The sequence below is a fragment of the Streptomyces sp. NPDC004732 genome (genome assembly GCF_040609235.1).
Lineage (GTDB): Bacteria > Actinomycetota > Actinomycetes > Streptomycetales > Streptomycetaceae > Streptomyces.
In genome coordinates, this window is the sequence record NZ_JBEXJR010000005.1 from 649,779 (window position 1) to 672,904 (window position 23,126).

Below are 23,126 nucleotides of genomic sequence, written 5' to 3' on the forward strand. Positions count from 1 at the left end.
TGAGGGACGTACCCCCAGACACACCACCGCGGAAGGGCCGGGAATCGACATGACTTCCATCCACGCCTTCTGGCTCGCCGGTCGCCAGACCACCGGCGAGACCACCTTCGACGTCACCTCGCCCTGGGACGGACGGGTCGTCGGCAAGGCCGCCGTACCGACCGACGCCCAGGTCGAGGAGGCCGTCGCCGCCGCGTACGCCGTGCGCGACGAGTTCGCCGCTACCCCGGCCCACGTCCGCGCCGCCGCCCTCACCCACGTGTCGAACCGCCTGGTCGAGCGCACCGAGGAGATCGCCCAGCTGATCTCCGCCGAGAACGGCAAGCCGATCAAGTGGGCCCGTGGCGAGCTCGGCCGCGCGATCTCCGTCTTCCGGTTCGCCGCGGAGGAGGCCCGCCGCTTCAACGGCGGCGAGGCCCAGCGTCTGGACACCGACGCGGGCGGCCAGGGCCGCCTCGCCCTGACCCGCCGCTTCCCCAAGGGCGTCGTCCTCGGCATCGCGCCGTTCAACTTCCCGCTGAACCTCTGCGCGCACAAGATCGCCCCGGCCATCGCCGTCGGCGCGCCGATCATCCTCAAGCCCGCCCCGGCCACCCCGCTCTCCGGCCTGATCCTCGGCGAGCTGCTCGCCGAGACCGAGCTGCCCGCCGGTTCGTGGAGCATCCTGCCGGTCGCCAACGACAAGATGCCCGCCCTGGTCCAGGACGAGCGGATGCCGGTCATCTCCTTCACGGGTTCCGAGAAGGTCGGCTACGCGATCATGGACTCGGTGCCGCGCAAGCACTGCACCCTGGAGCTCGGCGGCAACGGCGCGGCCGTCGTCCTCGGCGACTACTCCTCCGACGAGGACCTCGACTGGGCCGCCTCGCGCATCGCCACGTTCTCCAACTACCAGGGCGGCCAGTCCTGCATCTCCGTGCAGCGGGTCATCGCGGACGCCGCCGTGTACGACCGGCTCGTGCCGCGCGTGATCAAGGCCGTCGAGGCCCAGGTCACCGGTGACCCGTCCGACCCGGCGACCGAGGTCGGCCCGCTGGTCAACGAGGACGCCGCCAAGCGCGTGGAGTCCTGGGTCGACGAGGCCGCGAAGGCGGGCGCCAAGGTCCTCACCGGCGGCAAGCGCGACGGTGCCGCGTACGCGCCGACCGTGCTCGCCGAGGTGCCCGCCGACGTCACCATCGCCTACGAGGAGGTCTTCGGACCGGTCCTCACCCTGAAGAAGGTGGACGGCGAGGCCGAGGCGTTCGACGCGGTCAACGACTCCAAGTACGGCCTCCAGGCGGGCGTCTTCACGCACGACCTGCAGACCGCCTTCCGCGCGCACCGCGCCCTGGAGGTCGGTGGCGTGGTCATCGGCGACGCCCCGTCCTACCGCGCCGACCAGATGCCGTACGGCGGCGTGAAGCAGTCCGGTGTGGGCCGCGAGGGCGTCCGCTTCGCGATGGACGACTACACCTACGAGCGCGTCATGGTCCTGACGGGCCTCGCCCTGTAGGACCTGTAGGACCTGTAGAACCCGCGCCACAAAGGCGGACGGCCGGAGCCCACTGTGCGGGGGCTCCGGCCGTCGTGCTGTGTGCCGTGCGTCAGACGATGCGCTCCTGCGCGTCGAACTGGTCGACCGGCTCGTTGGTGCAGGCCGCCACCGGGCCGCCGAGCACGTTGCCGCCCACGCCCTGGGGCGCGGGGACGGCGCAGCGCAGGTCCACGTTGACGAACGAGGCGCCGTAGCTGTTCAGGATGCCGCCCGTGTCGCCGCCGATCGCCACGTCGCCGTTCTCGGTGGCGAACTCCGAGGCGTCGGCCGCGGCCACGCCCGCACCGCCGACGGTCGCGGCGGCGGCCGCCGCCATGAGCGCGGCACCGGTCAGAACTTTCCGGATCATCTTTGCTCCATAAGGAAAGAGGAGTTCACACTTCATTCAGTCGGGCAGTCGGGGAAATTCCCGAACTCGAAGCGCGGAGTCAATGCCGGGCCCTGATTGACGGTCGGGATTTCCGTCCCGAATTGTCGGCAGGGCGGAATCCCCGGCGCCGGATCAGAGGATGCGCTCGGGGGCGTCGAACTGGTCGACCGGCGCGTTGTTGCAGGTCGTGACCGGGCCGCCGAGGACGTTGCCGCCCACGCCCTGGGCCGCGGGGACGGCGCAGCGCAGGTCGACGTCGACGAACGGGGCGCCGTAGGCGTTGGCCACGCCGCCCGTGTCGCCTGCGATGGCGACGTCGCCGTTGTCGGTGGCGAACTCCGAGGAGCCGGTGCCCGTCCCGCTGACCGTCTCGCCGTAGGCGACCCGGGCAGCCTTGTTCATGTCGTGCGCGCTGCTGGTCGTGTTCTCGGCCTCGGGGCCACTCGTCGTCGCCGAGGCCACACCGGCGGCACTCACGGTCGCGGCGGTGGCGGCGGTCGCGAGCGCGGCGCCGGCCAGAACCTTCCGAATCATCGTTGCTCCAATTTCAGTGGGGGGTGACGGCTGCATTCTGCACAGCGGCTCTGTTGTGGCGGGGCTTTATGAATGAAGGGTCGTCCGCATTCACGCATTCAGTCCATTAATTGCCCTGCATTTCCCCGCCCGCCCCGGTGTCCGGGTGATCAGGTGCGGCCGGATGCTGCGCGAGGGCTGGTGGGGCCGCCCCGAATCGGGTACATACGATCGAGTAGCACCGGTCGGTAACGGGCCGGGCCGGTGGCCCCGACACGCGGCGAGGTGAACCTCATGTCCGCAACATCCCCCGCTCCCGAGCACCGGGCGAAGGTCTCCGAACGAGAGGCCAGGCAGGTGGCCGAGGCCGCCCGCGAGCAGGACTGGCGCAAGCCCAGCTTCGCCAAGGAGCTCTTCCTCGGCCGATTCCGCCTCGACCTCGTGCACCCGCACCCGATGCCGCCCGACGAGGACGCCCAGCGCGGCGAGGAGTTCCTCGCCAAGCTCCGCGACTTCTGCGAGACGAAGATCGACTCGGCTCGCATCGAGCGCGAGGCGAAGATCCCCGACGAGGTGCTCATCGGCCTCAAGGAGCTCGGCGCCCTCGGCATGAAGATCGATACGAAGTACGGCGGGCTCGGCCTCACGCAGGTCTACTACAACAAGGCCCTCGCCCTGGTCGGCTCCGCGAACCCCGCGATCGGCGCGCTGCTCTCCGCGCACCAGTCGATCGGCGTGCCGCAGCCCCTGAAGATCTTCGGCACCCAGGAGCAGAAGGACGCCTTCCTGCCCCGCTGCGCCCGCACCGACATCACCGCGTTCCTGCTCACCGAGCCCGACGTCGGCTCGGACCCGGCACGCCTGGCCACCATGGCGGTGCCCGACGGCGACGATTACGTCCTGGACGGCGTGAAGCTGTGGACCACCAACGGCGTCGTCGCGGACCTGCTCGTCGTCATGGCGCGGGTGCCGAAGTCCGAGGGCCACAAGGGCGGCATCACCGCGTTCGTCGTCGAGGCCGCGGCCGAGGGCGTCACCGTCGAGAACCGCAACGCGTTCATGGGCCTGCGCGGCCTGGAGAACGGCGTGACCCGCTTCCACCGGGTCCGCGTCCCCGCGGCCAACCGCATCGGCCCGGAGGGCGCGGGCCTCAAGATCGCCCTCACCACCCTCAACACCGGGCGGCTCTCCCTGCCCGCCATGTGCGTCGGCGCGGGCAAGTGGTGCCTGAAGATCGCCCGCGAGTGGTCGGCCGCGCGGGAGCAGTGGGGCAAGCCCGTCGCGTACCACGAGGCGGTCGGCTCGAAGATCTCCTTCATCGCGGCGACGACCTTCGCGCTGGAGGCCGTCCTCGACCTCTCCTCGCAGATGGCCGACGAGGACCGCAACGACATCCGCATCGAGGCCGCCCTCGCCAAGCTGTACGGCTCCGAGATGGCCTGTCTGATGGCCGACGAGCTCGTCCAGATCCGCGGCGGCCGCGGCTTCGAGACCGCCGAGTCCCTCGCGGCCCGCGGCGAACGCGCCGTCCCCGCCGAGCAGATCCTGCGGGACCTGCGGATCAACCGCATCTTCGAGGGCTCCACCGAGATCATGCACCTGCTGATCGCCCGCGAGGCCGTGGACGCCCACCTGAAGGTCGCGGGCGACCTCATCGACCCCGACAAGTCCCTGTCCGACAAGGCGAAGGCGGGTGCGAAGGCGGGCGGCTTCTACGCCCGCTGGCTGCCGAAGCTGGTGGCGGGCCCGGGCCAACTCCCGCGCTCGTACGCCGAGTTCCACCCGACGGGCCACGCCGACCTCTCCGGCCATCTGCGCTACGTCGAGCGCGGCGCCCGCAAGCTGGCCCGCTCGACCTTCTACGCCATGTCCCGCTGGCAGGGGAAGATGGAGACCAAGCAGGGCTTCCTCGGCCGGATCGTCGACATCGGCGCCGAGCTGTTCGCGATGAGCGCGGCGTGCGTGCGCGCCGAACTCCTGCGCACCACCGAGGAGTACGGCCGCGAGGCCTACCAACTGGCCGACGTCTTCTGCCGCCAGTCCCGCATCCGGGTCGACGAGCTCTTCGACCGGCTCTGGACCAACACCGACGAGCTGGACCGCAAGGTGGTCAAGGGCGTCCTGTCGGGGACGTACACCTGGCTCGAAGCGGGGGTCGTCGACCCCTCGGGCGACGGCCCGTGGATCGCGGACACCGCGCTGCCCGAGACGCCCCTGCCCGATGTCCGCAGGGTGATCAAGGAGGGGTGAGGGCCCGGCCCGACCCGTAGGGGAAATCGTTTGGAGCGGGATCCGGGCACTCCTACTGTGGCCCGGTGAAGACCCAGGTGATCGTCCTCAATGGTGGCTCCAGCTCGGGGAAGTCCGGGATCGTGCGGTGCCTGCAGTCGGTCCTGCCGGGGCCGTGGCTGGCCTTCGGGGCGGATACGTTCGTCGGTGCGCTGCCCGCGTCCATGCAGGCGTCGGATGCCGGGATCGAGTTCGCCGCGGACGGCACGGTGAGCGTCGGGCCGGAGTTCCGGGCCCTGGAGGCGGCCTGGATCGAGGGGGTCGCCGCGATGGCCCGCGCGGGCGCCCGGATCGTCGTCGACGAGATCTTCCTCGGCGGCGCGGGCTCGCAGCACCGCTGGCAGCAGGCCCTGGGCGGGCTGCCGGTGCTGTGGGTCGGCGTCCGGTGCGACGGCGAGATCGCGGCGGCCCGCGAGATCGCACGGGGCGACCGGGCCGTCGGCATGGCCGCGTCCCAGGCCGAGACGGTCCACCGCGGCATGGTCTACGACGTGGAGATCGACACCGCCCGCACCGAGTCGATGGAGTGCGCGCGGACCATCGCCGCGCACGTCGGGTGAGCGAATCCGCTGCGTGAGCGACGCTGCCGAGTGAGTGACACCGCCCCTTTCACCCGTTCTTTTCGCGCGCTCCGCATTCCGCCCCGCCCGTAACCGGTCTGCTTGCTGCCGCGATGTGGCCCCGCCCACAATGAGCGGACCGGCCGGCGAGGCAGGGAGGGGATCACCGTGTCCGTCCTCAAACTGGAACACCTCACCGGCAAGATCATGCGAGCGGGCGAAGGCAGAATGCTGCGTCGGCTCGAACGCGTCAGGGCTCAGGTCAACTCCATAGAGGGCGAGATCGAGCGGCTTTCGGACGCCGAACTCCGCGCCCTCACCGACGAGTACAAAGAGCGTTACGCCGACGGAGAGAGCCTCGACGATCTCCTCCCCGAGGCCTTCGCGACCGTCCGCGAGACGGCCCGGCGCATCCTCGGCATGCGCCACTTCGATGTCCAGGTGATGGGCGGCGCGGCACTCCACCTCGGCAACATCGCCGAAATGCAGACGGGGGAGGGAAAAACCCTCGCGGCCACGCTGCCCGCGTATCTGAACGCCCTGGCGGGCGACGGAGTCCACCTCGTCACGGTCAACGACTATCTGGCCGAGCGCGACGCCCGGTGGATGGGCCGCGTCTACGGATTCCTCGGGCTGACCGTCGGCGTCATCAAGGCCGATATGAGCCCGGACGACCGCCGTGCCGCCTACGCCTGCGACATCACGTACGGCACGAACAACGAATTCGGCTTCGACTACCTGCGCGACAACATGGCCTGGTCGAAGGGGGAGCTGGTGCAGCGCGGGCACCACTACGCGATCGTCGACGAGGCGGACTCCATCCTCATCGACGAGGCCCGCACCCCCCTGATCATCTCGGGCCCGGCCGACCAGCCCACGCACTGGTACGGATTCTTCGCCGACGCCGTCCGCGGAATGCGGGGCATCGCGATCCAGGAGGAGAAGTTCACGGCACCGCAGCGCAAGGTCGAACTGGCGGAACTGCGCGCCGCTTACGACTACGAGTACGACCCGAAGAAGCGCACCGTGGCCGTACTGGACAACGGCGTGGAATTCCTGGAGGACCAGCTGGGCATCGACAACTTCTACGACTCCGCCAACACCTCCCTCATAGGCCAGCTGCACAATGCGCTCAAGGCGAAGGAGCACTTCAAGAAGGACAAGGACTACGTCGTCACCGACGGAGAAGTCCTGATCGTCGACGAGCACACCGGGCGCATCCTCGCCGGACGCCGCTACAACGAAGGCGTCCACCAGGCCATCGAGGCCAAGGAGGGCGTGGAGATCAAGGACGAGAACCAGACGCTCGCCACGATCACCCTGCAGAATTTCTTCCGCCTCTACGGAAAACTCTCCGGAATGACCGGCACGGCCATGACAGAGGCCGCCGAGTTCCACCAGATCTACAAACTCCACGTCGTGCCCATCCCCACCAACAAGCCGATGGTCCGCGCCGACAGGCCCGACGTCATCTACCGCGACGAGTCCGTGAAATTCGACGCGGTCGTCGCCGACATCATCGAAAGGCACCGCACGGGCCAGCCGATCCTCGTCGGCACGGTGTCCGTGGCGAAGTCCGAGCACCTCTCCGCCCTGCTCACCGAGCGCGGCATCCGGCACGAGGTGCTCAACGCCAAGAACCACCTGAGCGAGGCGCAGATCGTCGCGCAGGCGGGCCGCAGGGGCGCCGTCACCGTCGCCACGAACATGGCGGGCCGCGGCACCGACATCATGCTCGGCGGCAACCCCGAGGCCATGGCGGAGGCCGAGCTCAGAACGGAAGGACGGGCCCCGGAGGACGACCCGGACCGGTACCGCGAGGCCCTGGAGCGCATCGGGGCCGCGGCCGCCGCCGAGCACGACGAGATCACCGGCCTCGGCGGCCTCTACGTCCTCGGCACCGAGCGCCACGAGTCGCGCCGCATCGACAACCAGCTGCGCGGCCGCTCGGGCCGCCAGGGCGACCCCGGCCAGTCCCGCTTCTACCTCTCGCTGGGCGACGACCTGATGCGGCTGTTCCGCGCCGAACTGGTCGAACGCGTCATGCTCATGGCGAACGTCCCGGACGACGTGCCCATCGAGAACAAGATGGTGACCCGCGCCATCGCCTCCGCACAGTCCCAGGTCGAGCAGCAGCACTTCGAGACCCGCAAGAACGTCCTCAAGTACGACGAGGTCCTCAACCGCCAGCGCGGCCTCATCTACCAGGAGCGCCGCCGCGTCCTGGAGGGCGAGGACCTCCGCGAGCAGATCCACCACTTCATGGCCGACACCCTCGACGCGTACGTGGCAGCGGAGACCGCCGACGGCTTCGCCGAGGAGTGGGACCTGGAACGGCTCTGGACCGCCTGCCGCCTGCTCTACCCCGCACGCGTCACCACCGAGGACCTAGACCGGGAGGCGGGCACCCGCTCCGACGTCACCGCCGAACTGATCATCGAGGCCCTGACCGACGACATGAGCGCCCGCTACGAGGAACGCGAGCGCGCACTCGGCGCTGACGTCATGCGCGAACTGGAGCGCCGCGTGGTGCTCTCCGTCCTGGACCGGAAGTGGCGCGAGCACCTGTACGAGATGGACTACCTCCAGGAGGGCATCTGGATGCGGTCCTACCTGGGCAGGGACCCCCTGTTCGAGTTCCAGCGCGAGGGCTTCGACCTGTTCACCGCGATGATGGACGCCATCAAGGAGGAGTCCGTCGGCTACCTCTTCAACCTGGACGTCCGCGCCGAGAGCCTGGAGGCCCGCCAGCCCAGCGGCCAACTCCGCTTCAGCGCGCCGACGATGGACACCGCGGAGGGCGTCCTGGAGGGCGACTTCGACCCCCGCGACAAGAAGCAGTGACCCCGATCGGGCACGCCCTGTCGGGCCGGACGCAGGATGCGGCCACAATAGGGGGATGAGCGACAGCCCATCCCCCCTCGCCGACCCGCACCTCGTCTTCGACCCCGTGACGGGGAACGGACCGCGGGACATCGTGATCCTCGGCTCCACGGGTTCGATCGGCACCCAGGCCATCGACCTCGTCCAGCGCAACCCCGACCGCTTCCGCGTCACGGCGCTCTCCGCCGCGGGCGGCCGCGTCGGCCTCCTCGCCGAGCAGGCGCGTCAGCTGCGGGTCGGGACGGTCGCGGTCGCCGACGAGAAGGCCGTACCGGCGCTGCGCGAGGCCCTCCAGGGGCAGTACGCCGCGGGGGAACCGCTCCCCGAGATCCTGGCGGGACCCGACGCCGCGGCCCAGCTCGCCGCGTCCGACTGCCACACGGTCCTCAACGGGATCACCGGCTCCATCGGCCTCGCCCCGACGCTCGCCGCGCTCGAAGCGGGCCGCACCCTCGCGCTGGCCAACAAGGAATCCCTCATCGTCGGCGGCCCCCTGGTCAAGGCGATCGCCAAGCCCGGCCAGATCATCCCGGTCGACTCCGAGCACGCGGCGCTCTTCCAGGCGCTGGCCGCAGGCACCCGCGCGGACGTACGCAAGCTGGTCGTCACCGCCTCAGGCGGCCCCTTCCGGGGACGTACGAAGGCCGATCTCGCGCACGTCACCCCCGAGGACGCCCTTGCGCACCCGACCTGGGCCATGGGCCCGGTGATCACCGTCAACTCCGCGACGCTGGTCAACAAGGGTCTGGAGGTCATCGAGGCCCACCTGCTCTACGACATCCCCTTCGACCGCATCGAGGTCGTCGTCCACCCGCAGTCGTACGTCCACTCCATGGTGGAGTTCACCGACGGCTCGACCCTCGCCCAGGCCACCCCGCCCGACATGGGCGGCCCGATCGGCATCGGCATCGGCTGGCCCGAGCGCATCCCGGACGCCGCCCCGGCCTTCGACTGGACGAAGGCGTCGAGCTGGGAGTTCTTCCCCCTCGACAACGACGCGTTCCCGTCGGTCGGGCTCGCCCGGCACGTCGGGGAGCTCGCGGGCACGGCCCCGGCAGTGTTCAATGCCGCCAACGAGGAATGCGTGGACGCGTTCCTGAAGGGCGCGCTGCCCTTCAACGGCATCATGGAGACTGTGACGAGGACCGTGGAGGACCACGAGAAGCACGGCGTCGCTGTCACCGGTGGGTCGGGAACCTCCCTGACCGTTGCCGACGTCCTCGAAGCGGAGACCTGGGCGCGTGCTCGGGCACGCGAACTGGCAGCAAAGACGACCGCGGAGGCCCGTGCATGACGACACTGATGATGATCCTCGGGATAGTCGTCTTCGTGATCGGGCTGCTCTTCTCGATCGCCTGGCACGAGCTGGGGCACCTGTCGACCGCCAAGATGTTCGGCATCCGCGTGCCGCAGTACATGGTGGGCTTCGGACCGACCCTCTTCTCACGGAAGAAGGGCGACACCGAGTACGGCGTCAAGGCCATCCCGCTCGGCGGCTACATCCGCATGATCGGCATGTTCCCGCCCGGCGCCGACGGCCGCATCGAGGCACGGTCGACGTCCCCCTGGCGCGGCATGATCGAGGACGCCCGCTCGGCGGCCTTCGAAGAGCTCCAGCCCGGCGACGAGAGCCGCCTCTTCTACACGCGCAAGCCCTGGAAGCGCGTGATCGTGATGTTCGCCGGGCCGTTCATGAACCTGATCCTGGCCGTGGCGATCTTCCTCGGCGTGATGATGACGTTCGGCATCAGCAGCCAGACGACCCAGGTCGGCAAGGTCTCCGACTGCGTCATCCAGCAGAGCGAGAACCGCGCGAAGTGCGAGAAGGGCGACAAGGCCGCGCCCGCCAAGGCGGCCGGCCTGAAGCCCGGTGACAAGATCGTCGGCTTCCAGGGGAAGTCCGTCGACGACTGGTCCGCGCTCCAGTCCAAGATCCGCGAGACCATCGGCCCGGCCACGATCACGGTCGAGCGCGACGGCAAGCGGCTGGACCTGCACGCGACCCTGATCAAGAACCAGGTCACCAAGACCGACGGCGACGGGGCCTACGTGGAGGGCAAGTACGTCTCCGCGGGCTTCCTCGGCTTCACCCCCGCCACCGGCATCGTGCAGCAGTCCTTCGGCGACTCCGTCGACCGCATGGGCGACATGATGGAGAACGGCGTCGAGTCGATCATCGCCCTGCCGTCCAAGATCCCCGATCTGTGGAACGCGGCGTTCGGTGACGGCGAGCGCAAGCAGGACTCCCCGATGGGCGTCGTCGGCGCGGCCCGGGTGGGCGGCGACGTGTTCACCCTGGACATCCCGCCGGAGAACCAGATCGCGATGATGCTGTTCCTCATCGCGGGCTTCAACCTCTCGCTGTTCCTCTTCAACATGCTGCCGCTGCTCCCGCTCGACGGCGGCCACATCGCGGGCGCCCTGTGGGAGTCCGTGCGCCGCAACGCGGCGAAGGTCCTGCGCCGCCCCGACCCGGGCCCGTTCGACGTCGCGAAGCTGATGCCGGTCGCCTACGTGGTGGCGGGCATCTTCATCTGCTTCACGATCCTGGTGCTCATCGCGGACGTGGTGAACCCCGTCAGAATCTCGTGATGAATCTCCTGATTACGGGAAGTTTGCGGTGGCCCGGCACCTTGTGTGACGGGCCGCCCACCATTGGGTGGACTTCCGGGCGTGATGTGCCCGGGCCCTGCGGGGTGCCGTAATCTCGAATCCGGAGCCCGCCGATCTCGGGACCCAGACGCACACTTAGTGATCCGTACTCTGTGATCCACACTCTTGGGGATGCTCGCCAGATGACTGCCGTATCGCTCGGAATCCCGTCCGTTCCGACCAAGCTCGCCGACCGAAGGGTCAGCCGCAAGATCCAGGTCGGCACGGTGGCCGTGGGCGGGGACGCTCCGGTCTCGGTCCAGTCGATGACGACGACGCGCACGTCCGACATCGGCGCCACGCTGCAGCAGATCGCGGAGCTGACCGCTTCCGGCTGTCAGATCGTGCGCGTCGCCTGCCCCACGCAGGACGACGCGGACGCGCTCGCCACGATCGCGCGCAAGTCGCAGATCCCGGTGATCGCCGACATCCACTTCCAGCCGAAGTACGTGTTCGCGGCGATCGACGCGGGCTGTGCGGCGGTCCGGGTCAACCCGGGCAACATCAAGCAGTTCGACGACAAGGTCAAGGAGATCGCGCGCGCCGCCAAGGACGCGGGCACGCCGATCCGCATCGGGGTCAACGCGGGCTCCCTGGACGCCCGCCTGCTCAAGAAGTACGGCAAGGCGACCCCCGAGGCCCTCGTCGAGTCGGCCCTCTGGGAGGCGTCCCTCTTCGAGGAGCACGGCTTCCAGGACATCAAGATCTCGGTCAAGCACAACGACCCGGTCGTCATGGTCAACGCCTACCGCCAGCTCGCCGCCCAGAGCGACTACCCCCTGCACCTCGGCGTGACCGAGGCGGGCCCCGCCTTCCAGGGCACGATCAAGTCGGCCGTGGCATTCGGCGCCCTGCTCGCCGAGGGCATCGGCGACACGATCCGCGTCTCCCTCTCCGCGCCGCCCGTGGAGGAGATCAAGGTCGGCATCCAGATCCTCGAATCCCTCAACCTCCGCCAGCGCCGCCTGGAGATCGTCTCCTGCCCGTCCTGCGGCCGCGCCCAGGTCGACGTCTACAAGCTGGCCGAAGAGGTCACCGCGGGCCTCGAAGGCATGGAGGTCCCCCTCCGCGTCGCCGTCATGGGCTGCGTCGTGAACGGCCCGGGCGAGGCCCGTGAGGCCGACCTCGGCGTCGCCTCCGGCAACGGCAAGGGCCAGATCTTCGTCAAGGGCGAGGTCATCAAGACCGTCCCCGAGTCCAAGATCGTGGAGACCCTCATCGACGAGGCGATGAAGATCGCCGAGCAGATGGAGAAGGACGGCGTGGAGTCGGGCGAGCCGACGATCTCGGTCGCGGGCTGACCGACACGTCTCCGGGTGCCCCGCGGCTCACAGAGCCGCGGGGCACCCGCATGTCCGGCCCACGGGGCCCAGCCCCGAGCCTTGGCTCCGAACGCCGGGGCCACACCCACCCACCCGCCCCTACTCCGACCCGACGTCGCGGGGCAAACGGGTGGGCGGGTGGGAGCAACGCCGCGAAGCGGCGAAAAGACGCCCGCCCCCACCGGGGAACACCCGCCACACAGCCAGGACTCCCACGGACAAAAGGCACCCCCCGCACAAGGCGCCCCCGCCAGGTACAGTGCGGAGATCAGCAGACCGTATGGTGAGGCCCCCGCACGTGTTGACTCAGACCACCACCAGGGTCCTCGAACCGAGTGACCTCGACGCCGCGCTCGCCGTGCTCGACCGCGAGCCGGTCGCGAACGCCTTCGTGACCGCCCGCGTCCAGGTGGCGGGCCTCGACCCCTGGCGCCTCGGCGGCGAGATGTGGGGCTGGTACGAGGACGGCATGCTGGCCTCGCTCTGCTACGCGGGCGCCAACCTCGTCCCCATCTGCGCCACCCCGCGAGCCGTCCGAGGCTTCGCCGACCGTGCCCGCAGGTCCGGCCGCCGCTGCTCGTCCATCGTCGGCCCCGTCGAGTCCACCGCCCAGCTGTGGCGGCTCCTTGAGCCCTCCTGGGGCCCCGCCCGCGAGGTCCGCGCCCAGCAGCCCCTGATGGTCACCGACCGGCTCCCGGACGACATCGTCCCCGACCCGTACGTCCGTCGTGTCCGCAAGGACGAGATGGAGACGATCATGCCCGCGTGCGTGGCGATGTTCACCGAGGAGGTCGGCGTCTCGCCGATGGCGGGCGACGGCGGCCTCCTCTACCAGGCCCGTGTCGCCGAACTCGTCGGTTCCGGACGCTCCTTCGCCCGCCTCGACCGGGACGGCAAGGTCGTCTTCAAGGCGGAGATCGGCGCCGCCACCCCACAGGCGTGCCAGATCCAGGGCGTCTGGGTGGCTCCCGAGTACCGCGGCCGCGGCCTCGCCGCCCCCGGCATGGCGGCCGTCCTGCGCTACGCACTCGCGGACGTCGCTCCCGTGGCAAGCCTGTACGTCAACGACTTCAACACCGCGGCCAGGGCGGCCTACCGAAGGGTGGGCTTCCAGGAGGTCGGCGCCTTCATGAGCGTCCTGTTCTGAACGCGGGCATCGCGAAGTAGGGTCGCCCCATGACAGACGATGTCGTGATCGCGCCGCTCGACCTCGCCGCGCGCGTGGACGACGCACTGCGGGTCCAGGCCCACGCCTTCGGACTGAGCGAGGACGAAGTGGCCGTCCGGCGGCAGATCGTCCTGCGACACCTCACCTACCCGGGCGCCCGCGCGTTCGGCGCGATCACCCCGGACGACCGGCTCGTCGGCTTCGTCTACGGCATGCCCAACAGCCGGGGCCACTGGTGGTCGACGGTCGTCGAGCCGTACCTGCGCAGCCAGAACCTGGACGGCTGGCTGGACGACTCCTTCGTCATCACCGAGCTGCACGTGCACCCGGGCCACCAGAACCGCGGCATCGGACGCGCCCTCATCACGACCATCACCGAAGGCGTCCCCGAGCCCCGCTCGATCCTCTCCGCGATCGACGTCGAAAGCCCGGCCCGCGGCCTGTACCGCTCCCTCGGATACGCGGACCTGGCCCGCCGCGTCCTGTTCCCCAGCGCCGCCAAGCCGTACGCAGTGATGGGCGCCCCGCTGCCCCTGCCGAAACGGTCCTGAGCCGTAACCGATTTCCGCCCGCCCCCGGCCCCCGGCTAACCTCCTGCACACCAACCTTTTGCAGCAGGAGTTCACCATGGCCCAGGTCCAGCGCATGTCCCGACTGATGGCGAAGACCTTGCGCGACGACCCGGCGGACGCCGAGGTACTGAGCCACAAACTCCTCGTCCGCGCGGGCTACGTGCGCCGCACCGCCGCCGGTGTCTGGTCCTGGCTGCCGCTGGGCAAGAAGGTCCTCGCCAACGTCGAGCGCGTCGTGCGCGAGGAAATGGACGCCATGGGCGCCCAGGAGGTCTCGCTGCCCGCCCTGCTGCCCCGTGAGCCGTACGAGGCGACCGGCCGCTGGACCGAGTACGGCGCGGAGCTCTTCCGGCTCAACGACCGCAAGGGCGGCGACTACCTCCTCGGCCCCACCCACGAGGAGATCTTCACCCTCCTGGTCAAGGACCAGTGCACGTCCTACAAGGACCTGCCGGTGACCCTCTACCAGATCCAGACGAAGTACCGCGACGAGGCCCGCCCCCGCGCGGGCATCCTGCGCGGCCGCGAGTTCCTGATGAAGGACTCGTACTCCTTCGACCTGGAGGACGAGGGCCTCGCCCAGTCCTACGCGATGCACCGCGCCGCGTACCAGAAGATCTTCCAGCGCCTCGGCCTGGACTACCGCATCTGCGCCGCCACCGCCGGTGCCATGGGCGGCTCGAAGTCCGAGGAGTTCCTCGCCCCGGCCGCCGCCGGTGAGGACACCTTCGCGGACTGCCCGAGCTGCGACTACGCGGCGAACACCGAGGCGGTCTCCTTCGCCCTGAAGCCGGTGGACGCCGCCGACGTGCCCGCCGCCGAGGACATCCCCACCCCGGACACCCCGACCATCGAGACGCTCGCCGCGCACCTCGGCGTCGAGGCCTCCGCGACGCTCAAGAACCTCCTCGTGAAGGTCGACGGCGAGATCGTCGCCGTCGGCGTCCCCGGCGACCGCGAGGTCGACCTGGGCAAGGTCGAGGCCCACTTCGCCCCGGCCGCCGTCGAGCTGGTCACGGCCGCGGACTTCGAGGGCCGCGACGACCTCGTGCGCGGCTACGTAGGCCCGCAGGGCCTGGAGAAGGTCCAGTACGTCGCCGACCCGCGCGTCGCCCCCGGCACCGCCTGGATCACCGGCGCCAACAAGGACGGCGTGCACGCCAAGAACGTCGTCGCGGGCCGTGACTTCGAGGTCGACACCTACGTCGACGTGGTGGTCGTCCAGGAGGGCGACCCGTGCCCGAACTGCGGCACCGGCCTCAAGCTGGACCGCGCCATCGAGATCGGCCACATCTTCCAGCTCGGCCGCAAGTACGCCGACGCCTTCCAGCTCGACGTCCTCGGCAAGGAGGGCAAGCCGGTCCGCGTGACCATGGGCTCGTACGGCATCGGCGTCTCGCGCGCCGTCGCCGCCCTCGCCGAGCAGCACGCCGACGACAAGGGCCTGATCTGGCCCGAGGAGATCGCCCCGGCCGACGTCCACGTCGTCGCGGCGGGCAAGGCCCTGCAGACCGAGCTGGCCCTTGAGGTCTCCGACAAGCTGGCCGCCGCCGGTGTCCGCGTCCTGGTCGACGACCGTCCCGGCGTCTCCCCGGGCGTGAAGTTCACCGACTCCGAGCTGATGGGCGTGCCGAAGATCCTGGTCGCGGGCCGCCGCGCCGCCGACGGCGTCGTCGAGCTCAAGGACCGCCGCACGGGCGAGCGCGAGGAGCTCCCGGTCGACGAGGCGATCGCCCGCCTCACGGCCTAGTCAGCGCCCCGAAGGGGCGCGGGGAACTGCGCGACCAGCCACATGCGGTCCGCAGTTCCCCGCGACCCGTCAGAGCCAGCCCGCGAACTCCAGCAGCAGCTCCGCGTCCTGCGGCCGCCCCACCCGCAGCGCCCGGACGCCCGACTCGACCGCCCGGAACAGCGTCCAGCCCCGCAGCCGCTCCTGCTCGACCTCCAGGGACTCCGCCAGCTTCTTCACGCGTCGCCGCGTGATCGAGGCGCCCGACGGCGAGGCGATCAGGTCCTCCACCCGGTCGCGGACCAGCCGCGCCAGGTCGAAGGCGGGCTCACCGACCACCGGGTCGGGCCCGACCGCGAGCCATGGCAGCCGGTCCCCGGCGAGGACCTTGCTCTGCCGGAACGTGCCGTGCAGCAGCCGGGGCTGCACGCTCGCCGCCAACAGCTCGTCCCGGGCCGCGAGCGCCGCGTCGACCAGCGGCGCGACCTCCGCGTCCGCCGCGGCGGAGGCCCGCATCGCGTCGGCCTGCCGCCCCGTCCGCTCGGCGACCGTCTCGAACCGGTGCCCGGCGGGCGGCTCCACCCACAGCCTGCGCAGCGTCCCCGCCGCCTCGAGGAGCGCCTTGGCCTCGGGCAGCGACCGCACGGACACATCACGGTGCAGTCGTTCCATGAGCAGCGCCCCGTCGGAGAGCTCGGGGTCGAGCAGCCGTGCGGCGCCGAGGCCGTTCCAGTGGGCGAGCGCGGCCCGCTCGCTCTCCGGACGCGACCGGGGCGGCACGAGCTTCAGCACCGCGGGAGTGTCGTCGGCCCGCCGCACCAGCAGCACGAGGCTGCTGCGGCCACCGGGCACATGCACCCGATCGACGGTCAACTCGCGTAGAGCGACGGACTGTTCGACTGCCTCGGGCAGCTTTTCCAGCCAGTCGTCGCCGTCCTGCGCCGTCTCGCCGAGTGCTGTGACGAGGCGCCGCGGCGGTTCGAAAGCCATGCGCGAGTTGTTCCCTTCCTGAGCGCGTTACGCCTTGGGTGTGGCCGCTGCGGACGACGGTGTCGACCGCTCGGCGAGCCCAGGGAAGGCTACGCTCCCGCCCCGCCACCGTGCCGCACGGACCGCCGCCTCCCGCAACGCCCGGGCCGCGGTGCCGCGCCGGGTGCCCGAGGTGGCGCGGACGAGATCGGAGTAGACGCCCGCGACCCGGTCCTCCAGCTCCGTGGCGAGCCGGACGGCCGCCGCGGAGTCCGGCACCGGGAAGGGCAGGGAGTACGCCGCGTCCGCGGACTGCGGCTCGCCGCCGAGGTCGCGCACCGCGCGCTGCAGCTCGTCGCGCCGGGCGCGGTGCGCGTCGTACGCCGTGCGGGCCTCGGCCCTGCGCTTGTCGCCGATCCGGCCGCCGACGACCCCGTAGCCGTACACGGCGGCGTGCTCGGCGCCGAGGGCGGACTGCAGGGCCTTCAGCTCTGCGTCCTTCGAGGCCTTTGAGGTCTCCCGCGAACCCGACCCCTGCGTGTGCGTGTCGCTCACTTGTGGTCCTCCGTCTCCGTCAGCAGATAGGCGTGGGCCGCGCCCGCCGCGGCCACGGAGGCGAGCAGCCTGCCCTCCTCGGCCGGGGCGTCGACCAGGGCGTCGCCCCGCCGGTCGGCCAGCTTGCGCTCGGCATCGGCGAGCTCGCGCAGGGCCTTCTTGGGCTCGGAGGCCACGGAGGGCGACGGCGCTGTGGGGGCAGCCGCGGACGCAGAGGGGGACGGGGAGGGCGCGGCGGAGCCCGTGGCGCGGTTGCCGGGGTCGGCCTCGAACGCCTCCGCATGCTGCGCCACCTCGGCCCGCAGCGGCTTGAGGCGCTCGGCGAGCGAGGGGTGCGCCGCGGCCACGGCGTCGTACTGCCGGAGGAGTTTCCTGCTGTCCTTCGCCGCCGTGGCGCGCAGCCGCCGGGTGGCGGAAGGACGCTCGTCGGCGTCGGAGTCGGCGGAGTCCGTGCAGCCCGCGAGCAGCGCCGCCGACGCGACACCGGCGGCCCCGGTGAGCAGACTCCTTCGGCGCGGTCCCGGACGGGAGCGCGGGGCGGTGAGATACGACGGCACGGCAGACGTCCTCGGAAGGAAGGCCAAAAGGCGCGAGCGAGAAGGGTGTGGAAGGGAACGCAAAGGAACAGAAGGGGAGATCGATGGGCGCGGGCCCGGTGATCACCGTACCTTCGGACCGCCCCGGCACCCGCTAGCGGCTCGGAACGGAGCGCCGCATCGTCCCGTTCGTGGGCGGCAACACCCCTTCGGACCGGATACCCTTTGACCTGACACGCAGACTTGCAACGCACCCACAACAGCACACGCGGCCGAGGAGTCACCCGGATGAGCACCACCCAGAGCGAGAGGCTGCGGCAACTACTGGAACCGCTCGTCACCTCGCAGGACCTGGATCTCGAAGAGATCGAAGTGGCCTCCGTCGGGCGCAAGCGGGTGCTGAGAGTCGTCATCGACTCCGAGGACGGCGTGGACCTGGACGCGATCGCGGAAGTGAGCCGCGTGCTCTCCGCGAAGCTCGACGAGACGGACGCCATGGGCGCGGGGGAGTACGACCTGGAGGTCGGATCCCCCGGCGCCGAGCGGGCCCTCACCGAGCACCGGCACTACGTGCGAGCCGTGGACCGTCAGGTGAAGTTCCAGCTGACCGAGGGCGGCGAGCTGACCGCCCGCATCCTCACCGTGGACGACGAAGGCCTCGACCTCGAAGTGCCCGGCGTGAAGGGCCGCAAGGCCACGTCCCGCCGTCTCGCCTTCGACGAGATCGACAAGGCGCGTGTGCAGGTCGAGTTCAACCGCAAGGACAAGAAGGAAGAGGAGGCGTAGCCGTGGACATCGACATGAGTGCCCTGCGGGGTCTGGTCCGGGAGAAGGAGATCTCCCTCGACCTCCTCATCGAGGCGATCGAGTCGGCCCTCCTCATCGCCTACCACCGCACCGACGGCAGCTTCCGCCGCGCTCGCGTGAAGCTGGACCGCGAGAGCGGCCATGTGACGGTGTGGGCGACGGAGGACCCGGCCGACCTCGAAGAGGGCCAGGAGGCCAAGGAGTTCGACGACACCCCGTCCGACTTCGGCCGCATCGCCGCGACCACCGCGAAGCAGGTCATCCTGCAGCGGCTGCGCGACGCCGAGGACGACGCGACGCTCGGTGAGTACGCGGGGCGCGAGGGCGACATCGTCACCGGTGTGGTCCAGCAGGGCCGCGACCCGAAGAACGTGCTGGTCGACATCGGCAAGCTGGAGGCCATCCTGCCGGTGCAGGAGCAGGTGCCCGGCGAGCAGTACCCCCACGGGCTGCGCCTGCGCAGTTACGTGGTCCGGGTGGCCAAGGGTGTCCGCGGCCCGTCCGTGACGCTGTCGCGCACCCACCCGAACCTGGTGAAGAAGCTCTTCGCGCTGGAGGTCCCGGAGATCGCCGACGGTTCCGTCGAGATCTCGGCCATCGCCCGCGAGGCCGGTCACCGCACCAAGATCGCGGTCCGCTCGACGCGCTCGGGGCTCAACGCCAAGGGTGCCTGCATCGGCCCCATGGGCAGCCGTGTGCGCAACGTCATGGGCGAGCTCAACGGCGAGAAGATCGACATCGTGGACTGGTCCGACGACCCGGCCGAGATGGTCGCCCACGCGCTCTCCCCGGCCCGCGTCAGCAAGGTCGAGGTCGTCGACCTCGGCGCCCGCTCGGCCCGCGTGACCGTGCCGGACTACCAGCTGTCGCTTGCGATCGGCAAGGAGGGGCAGAACGCCCGCCTGGCCGCGCGCCTCACGGGCTGGCGGATCGACATCAGGCCCGACACCGAGCAGCCCGGCGACGAGCGCGACCAGTAGCGGGACCGGCGGCGGAGCCGTCCCGGGGAATAAATTCCGGGCGGTCACCGCTTGGATCACGACAGTATGTGGCGAGTAGCCGTTCGATTCTTGCCCCAAAGGGGTGAGGTCGGTGCGGGGAGGTAGACTTAAGCGTGTCTGGCCGGACGCATGCCCGCGCATGCCCTGAGCGCACCTGTGTGGGGTGCCGGGAGCGAGCGGCCAAGAGCGATCTGCTGCGCATCGTGGCGAAAGAGGGCGCCTGCGTCCCCGATCCAAGCGGTACGCTGCCCGGCCGGGGTGCGTATGTACACCCCGCCCTGGTCTGTCTAGACCTGGCGGTCCGCCGCCGGGCGTTCCCGAGGGCCTTCCGAGCCCAGGGACCGCTCGACACGGAGGCGTTGCGCCGGGCGGTCAAGACAGTTGCCCAGTAGGCAACACCGAAAGACGTGGGCGCACGGAACCCCGTGTGGCCCTGGTACCCCGCGAGTTGGAAGTAGGTCGAGATTGCGATGAGCACTCGATGAGCACGCGATGAGTACGCCCATGAAGTAGCGACGGTCCGGCGTAACCCGGACCTAAAAGGAGCGAAGTGGCTAAGGTCCGGGTATACGAGCTCGCCAAGGAGTTCGGCGTAGAGAGCAAGGTCGTCATGGCCAAGCTCCAAGAACTCGGTGAATTCGTACGTTCGGCGTCCTCGACGATCGAGGCGCCGGTAGTACGCAAACTGACTGACGCATTGAACCAGGGCGGTGGCAACGGCAAGTCCGCCGCCAAGCCCGGCGCGCCGCGCAAGCAGGCCGCCCCCAAGCCGGCGAGCCCCGCGGCTCCGGCGTCCCCCTCTCCCGCGCAGGCCGCCCGTCCGGGTCCGGCTGCGCCGAAGCCGCCGGCGCCCAAGCCCGCACCGGCCTCGCCGGCCCCGGCCGCCCCGGAGTTCACCGCTCCGCCGGCCGCGCCTGCGGCACCCGCGGCTCCTGCCGCCCCGTCCGGCCCGCGCCCCGGCGCCCGTCCGGGCCCCGGCGCCCCGAAGCCCGGTGGCCGTCCGGCCCCCGGTCAGGGTCAGGGCCAGGGTCAGGGCCGTGGTGACCGCGGCGACCGCGGTGACCGCGGTGACCGTCAGGGTGCTCCGCGCCCCGGCGGCCAGGGTGGCGCTCCGCGTCCCGGCGGCGCCCGTCCCTCGGGTCCGCGCCCGGGCAACAACCCCTTCACCTCTGGTGGCTCCACCGGCATGGCGCGCCCGCAGGCGCCCCGTCCGGGCGGTGCCCCGCGCCCCGGCGGCCAGGGTGGCCCCGGTGGCGCCCCGCGCCCGCAGGGCGGTCAGGGCGGCCCCGGTGGCGCTCCCCGTCCGCAGGGTCAGGGCGGCGCCCGTCCGACCCCGGGCGGCATGCCCCGCCCGCAGGGCGGCGCTCCGCGTCCCGGCGGCGGTCCCGCCGGTAACCGTCCGAACCCGGGCATGATGCCGCAGCGTCCCGCCGCGGGTCCGCGTCCCGGCGGTGGCCCCGGCGGCGGTCGTGGTCCCGGCGGCGGCGGTCGCCCGGGCGGCGGCGGTGGCGGTCGTCCCGGTGGCGGCGGCTTCGCGGGTCGTCCCGGTGGCGGTGGCGGCGGCTTCGCCGGCCGTCCCGGCGGTCCGGGTGGCGGCGGTGCCGGTCGTCCCGGTGGCGGCGGCGGCTTCGGTGGCCGTCCCGGCTTCGGTGGACGTCCCGGTGGCCCCGGTGCCCGTGGTGGCACGCAGGGTGCGTTCGGCCGTCCCGGCGGGCCCGCCCGTCGTGGTCGCAAGTCGAAGCGGCAGAGGCGCCAGGAGTACGAGGCCATGCAGGCCCCGTCGGTGGGCGGCGTCATGCTGCCTCGCGGCAACGGACAGATCGTCCGCCTGTCGCGCGGTGCCTCGCTGACCGACTTCGCGGAGAAGATCAACGCGAACCCGGCCTCGCTGGTCGGCGTGATGATGAACCTCGGCGAGATGGTCACCGCCACGCAGTCCGTCTCCGACGAGACGCTGAAGCTCCTCGCGGACGAGATGAACTTCGTCCTCGAGATCGTCAGCCCGGAGGAGGAGGACCGCGAGCTCCTCGAGTCGTTCTCCATCGAGTTCGGCGAGGACGAGGGCGGCGAGGAAATGCTCGTCTCCCGTCCGCCGGTCGTGACCGTCATGGGTCACGTCGACCACGGTAAGACCCGACTTCTGGACGCGATCCGCAAGACGAACGTCGTTGCGGGCGAGGCCGGCGGTATTACGCAGCACATCGGTGCGTACCAGGTCGCCACCGAGGTCAACGGTGAAGAGCGCGCCATCACCTTCATCGACACCCCCGGTCACGAGGCGTTCACCGCCATGCGTGCCCGTGGTGCGAAGTCCACCGACATCGCGATCCTCGTGGTCGCGGCGAACGACGGTGTGATGCCGCAGACGATCGAGGCGCTGAACCACGCCAAGGCGGCCGACGTGCCGATCGTGGTCGCGGTCAACAAGATCGACGTCGAGGGTGCCGACCCGACCAAGGTGCGCGGTCAGCTCACCGAGTTCGGTCTGGTGGCCGAGGAGTACGGCGGCGACACGATGTTCGTCGACATCTCCGCGCGCCAGGGCCAGAACATCGAGCAGCTGCTCGAGGCCGTGGTCCTGACCGCGGACGCCTCGCTCGACCTGCGGGCCAACCCGGAGCAGGACGCGCAGGGCATCGCGATCGAGGCCCACCTCGACAAGGGCCGCGGCGCCGTCGCGACCGTCCTCGTTCAGCGCGGTACCCTCCGCGTCGGCGACACGATGGTCGCCGGTGACGCGTACGGCCGAGTCCGCGCGATGCTCGACGACAAGGGCGAGAACGTGGAGGAGGCGACCCCGTCGACTCCGGTCCTCGTGCTCGGTCTCACCAACGTGCCGGGCGCGGGCGACAACTTCCTGGTCGTCGACGAGGACCGTACGGCCCGTCAGATCGCCGAGAAGCGTGCCGCCCGTGAGCGCAACGCCGCGTTCGCCAAGCGCACCCGCCGGGTGTCCCTCGAGGACCTCGACCAGGTGCTCAAGGCGGGTCTGGTCCAGGACCTCAACATCATCATCAAGGGTGATGCGTCCGGTTCCGTCGAGGCCCTGGAGAGCTCGCTGCTCCAGCTCGACGTCGGCGAAGAGGTGGACATCCGCGTCCTGCACCGCGGTGTGGGTGCGGTCACCGAGTCCGACATCGACCTGGCGATGGGCTCCGACGCCATCGTCATCGGCTTCAACGTCCGTGCGGCCGGCCGTGCCGCGCAGATGGCGGAGCGCGAGGGCGTCGACGTCCGCTACTACTCGGTGATCTACCAGGCCATCGAGGAGATCGAGGCGGCCCTCAAGGGCATGCTCAAGCCGGAGTACGAGGAGGTCGAGCTCGGCACCGCGGAGATCCGCGAGGTCTTCCGCTCGTCCAAGCTCGGCAACATCGCCGGTGTGCTCATCCGCTCCGGCGAGGTCAAGCGCAACACCAAGGCCCGCCTGCTGCGCGATGGCAAGGTCATCGCGGAGAACCTCAACATCGAGGGTCTGCGCCGCTTCAAGGACGACGTCACCGAGATCCGCGAAGGCTTCGAGGGCGGTATCAACCTCGGAAACTTCAACGACATCAAGATCGACGACGTCGTTGCCACGTACGAGATGCGCGAGAAGCCGCGCGGCTGATCAGTTCACTGATCTGATCCGCTCGGTTCAGTGTCGGGGCCGGTCGACGGGGA

The 23,126-nt window shown here is 70.6% G+C and carries 19 protein-coding genes; 14 read left to right on the forward strand and 5 right to left on the reverse strand.

From position 1 onward, the window contains the following. Positions 1-49 precede the first annotated feature (49 nt). On the forward strand, positions 50-1,495 hold the full coding sequence (locus ABZV77_RS18365; RefSeq protein ID WP_356257421.1) for an aldehyde dehydrogenase family protein: 1,446 nt from the start codon (positions 50-52) through the stop codon (positions 1,493-1,495). Positions 1,496-1,586: 91 nt separating this feature from the next. On the opposite strand, the gene ABZV77_RS18370 is transcribed toward ABZV77_RS18365, so the two are convergent. Both ABZV77_RS18370 and ABZV77_RS18375 read right to left on the reverse strand, forming a co-directional pair. Continuing rightward, positions 1,587-1,886 carry a hypothetical protein gene (locus ABZV77_RS18370; protein WP_356257424.1) on the reverse strand — a complete coding sequence of 100 codons (300 nt, stop codon included), beginning with the start codon at positions 1,884-1,886 and terminating at the stop codon, positions 1,587-1,589. Between the two features lie 153 nt (positions 1,887-2,039). Further along, a complete protein-coding gene (locus ABZV77_RS18375) occupies positions 2,040-2,441 on the reverse strand; it encodes a hypothetical protein (RefSeq protein ID WP_356257427.1) in 402 nt (133 codons plus the stop codon). A gap of 273 nt (positions 2,442-2,714) precedes the next feature. Between ABZV77_RS18375 and ABZV77_RS18380 the strand changes: the two genes are divergently transcribed. The 9 genes from ABZV77_RS18380 to ABZV77_RS18420 all read left to right on the forward strand — a co-directional run bounded on the left by ABZV77_RS18380 (position 2,715) and on the right by ABZV77_RS18420 (position 15,616). After that, on the forward strand, positions 2,715-4,670 hold the full coding sequence (locus tag ABZV77_RS18380) for an acyl-CoA dehydrogenase family protein (protein ID WP_356257430.1): 1,956 nt from the start codon (positions 2,715-2,717) through the stop codon (positions 4,668-4,670). Between the two features lie 65 nt (positions 4,671-4,735). Continuing rightward, a complete protein-coding gene (cpt, locus tag ABZV77_RS18385) occupies positions 4,736-5,269 on the forward strand; it encodes a chloramphenicol phosphotransferase CPT (RefSeq protein ID WP_356257433.1) in 534 nt (177 codons plus the stop codon). Positions 5,270-5,476: 207 nt separating this feature from the next. Beyond that, on the forward strand, positions 5,477-8,113 hold the full coding sequence (gene secA, locus ABZV77_RS18390; protein ID WP_356257667.1) for a preprotein translocase subunit SecA: 2,637 nt from the start codon (positions 5,477-5,479) through the stop codon (positions 8,111-8,113). A 55-nt stretch (positions 8,114-8,168) separates the two neighbouring features. Further along, positions 8,169-9,446, forward strand: a complete 1,278-nt coding sequence (gene dxr, locus ABZV77_RS18395; RefSeq protein ID WP_356257436.1) for a 1-deoxy-D-xylulose-5-phosphate reductoisomerase — start codon at positions 8,169-8,171, stop codon at positions 9,444-9,446. Beyond that, on the forward strand, positions 9,443-10,744 hold the full coding sequence (locus tag ABZV77_RS18400) for a site-2 protease family protein (protein ID WP_356257439.1): 1,302 nt from the start codon (positions 9,443-9,445) through the stop codon (positions 10,742-10,744). The genes dxr and ABZV77_RS18400 overlap by 4 nt, the downstream gene beginning before the upstream one ends. 203 nt (positions 10,745-10,947) lie before the next feature. Beyond that, entirely contained in the window at positions 10,948-12,105 is a 1,158-nt protein-coding gene (gene ispG / locus ABZV77_RS18405) for a flavodoxin-dependent (E)-4-hydroxy-3-methylbut-2-enyl-diphosphate synthase (protein WP_356257441.1), read from the forward strand. Positions 12,106-12,424: 319 nt separating this feature from the next. Further along, positions 12,425-13,273 carry a GNAT family N-acetyltransferase gene (locus tag ABZV77_RS18410; protein WP_356257444.1) on the forward strand — a complete coding sequence of 283 codons (849 nt, stop codon included), beginning with the start codon at positions 12,425-12,427 and terminating at the stop codon, positions 13,271-13,273. A 29-nt stretch (positions 13,274-13,302) separates the two neighbouring features. Continuing rightward, positions 13,303-13,845: a GNAT family N-acetyltransferase gene (locus ABZV77_RS18415; protein ID WP_356257447.1), complete on the forward strand. Its 543-nt coding sequence runs from the start codon at positions 13,303-13,305 to the stop codon at positions 13,843-13,845. A gap of 76 nt (positions 13,846-13,921) precedes the next feature. Beyond that, entirely contained in the window at positions 13,922-15,616 is a 1,695-nt protein-coding gene (locus tag ABZV77_RS18420) for a proline--tRNA ligase (protein WP_356257450.1), read from the forward strand. Between the two features lie 69 nt (positions 15,617-15,685). On the opposite strand, the gene ABZV77_RS18425 is transcribed toward ABZV77_RS18420, so the two are convergent. The 3 genes from ABZV77_RS18425 to ABZV77_RS18435 are packed head-to-tail and all read right to left on the reverse strand — an operon-like array spanning position 15,686 to position 17,676. Then, the gene (locus ABZV77_RS18425) at positions 15,686-16,585 is read right to left on the reverse strand and encodes an aminoglycoside phosphotransferase family protein (RefSeq protein WP_356257453.1); all 900 of its coding nucleotides are present in this window, start codon (positions 16,583-16,585) and stop codon (positions 15,686-15,688) included. Between the two features lie 27 nt (positions 16,586-16,612). Then, on the reverse strand, positions 16,613-17,119 hold the full coding sequence (locus tag ABZV77_RS18430; protein ID WP_356257456.1) for a ferritin-like domain-containing protein: 507 nt from the start codon (positions 17,117-17,119) through the stop codon (positions 16,613-16,615). Further along, positions 17,116-17,676, reverse strand: coding sequence for a hypothetical protein (locus ABZV77_RS18435; RefSeq protein WP_356257459.1), 561 nt, complete (start codon positions 17,674-17,676; stop codon positions 17,116-17,118). The genes ABZV77_RS18430 and ABZV77_RS18435 overlap by 4 nt, the downstream gene beginning before the upstream one ends. A gap of 267 nt (positions 17,677-17,943) precedes the next feature. Between ABZV77_RS18435 and rimP the strand changes: the two genes are divergently transcribed. The 4 genes from rimP to infB all read left to right on the forward strand — a co-directional run bounded on the left by rimP (position 17,944) and on the right by infB (position 23,073). After that, positions 17,944-18,441, forward strand: coding sequence for a ribosome maturation factor RimP (gene rimP, locus ABZV77_RS18440; RefSeq protein WP_356257462.1), 498 nt, complete (start codon positions 17,944-17,946; stop codon positions 18,439-18,441). Positions 18,442-18,443: 2 nt separating this feature from the next. After that, positions 18,444-19,442: a transcription termination factor NusA gene (gene nusA, locus ABZV77_RS18445; protein WP_356257465.1), complete on the forward strand. Its 999-nt coding sequence runs from the start codon at positions 18,444-18,446 to the stop codon at positions 19,440-19,442. Between the two features lie 134 nt (positions 19,443-19,576). After that, on the forward strand, positions 19,577-19,855 hold the full coding sequence (locus ABZV77_RS18450) for a YlxR family protein (RefSeq protein ID WP_356257468.1): 279 nt from the start codon (positions 19,577-19,579) through the stop codon (positions 19,853-19,855). A gap of 158 nt (positions 19,856-20,013) precedes the next feature. Continuing rightward, positions 20,014-23,073, forward strand: a complete 3,060-nt coding sequence (gene infB, locus ABZV77_RS18455; RefSeq protein WP_356257470.1) for a translation initiation factor IF-2 — start codon at positions 20,014-20,016, stop codon at positions 23,071-23,073. Positions 23,074-23,126 lie beyond the last annotated feature (53 nt).

What these genes read in the sequence shown, in the direction of transcription:
- ABZV77_RS18365 (WP_356257421.1), top strand. Translation starts at nt 50, where the DNA reads ATGACTTCCATCCACGCCTTCTGGCTCGCCGGTCGCCAGACCACCGGC.
- ABZV77_RS18370 (WP_356257424.1), bottom strand. Translation starts at nt 1,886, where the DNA reads ATGATCCGGAAAGTTCTGACCGGTGCCGCGCTCATGGCGGCGGCCGCC.
- ABZV77_RS18375 (WP_356257427.1), bottom strand. Translation starts at nt 2,441, where the DNA reads ATGATTCGGAAGGTTCTGGCCGGCGCCGCGCTCGCGACCGCCGCCACC.
- ABZV77_RS18380 (WP_356257430.1), top strand. Translation starts at nt 2,715, where the DNA reads ATGTCCGCAACATCCCCCGCTCCCGAGCACCGGGCGAAGGTCTCCGAA.
- secA (WP_356257667.1), top strand. Translation starts at nt 5,477, where the DNA reads ATGCGAGCGGGCGAAGGCAGAATGCTGCGTCGGCTCGAACGCGTCAGG.
- dxr (WP_356257436.1), top strand. Translation starts at nt 8,169, where the DNA reads ATGAGCGACAGCCCATCCCCCCTCGCCGACCCGCACCTCGTCTTCGAC.
- ABZV77_RS18400 (WP_356257439.1), top strand. Translation starts at nt 9,443, where the DNA reads ATGACGACACTGATGATGATCCTCGGGATAGTCGTCTTCGTGATCGGG.
- ispG (WP_356257441.1), top strand. Translation starts at nt 10,948, where the DNA reads ATGACTGCCGTATCGCTCGGAATCCCGTCCGTTCCGACCAAGCTCGCC.
- ABZV77_RS18415 (WP_356257447.1), top strand. Translation starts at nt 13,303, where the DNA reads ATGACAGACGATGTCGTGATCGCGCCGCTCGACCTCGCCGCGCGCGTG.
- ABZV77_RS18420 (WP_356257450.1), top strand. Translation starts at nt 13,922, where the DNA reads ATGGCCCAGGTCCAGCGCATGTCCCGACTGATGGCGAAGACCTTGCGC.
- ABZV77_RS18425 (WP_356257453.1), bottom strand. Translation starts at nt 16,585, where the DNA reads ATGGCTTTCGAACCGCCGCGGCGCCTCGTCACAGCACTCGGCGAGACG.
- rimP (WP_356257462.1), top strand. Translation starts at nt 17,944, where the DNA reads ATGAGCACCACCCAGAGCGAGAGGCTGCGGCAACTACTGGAACCGCTC.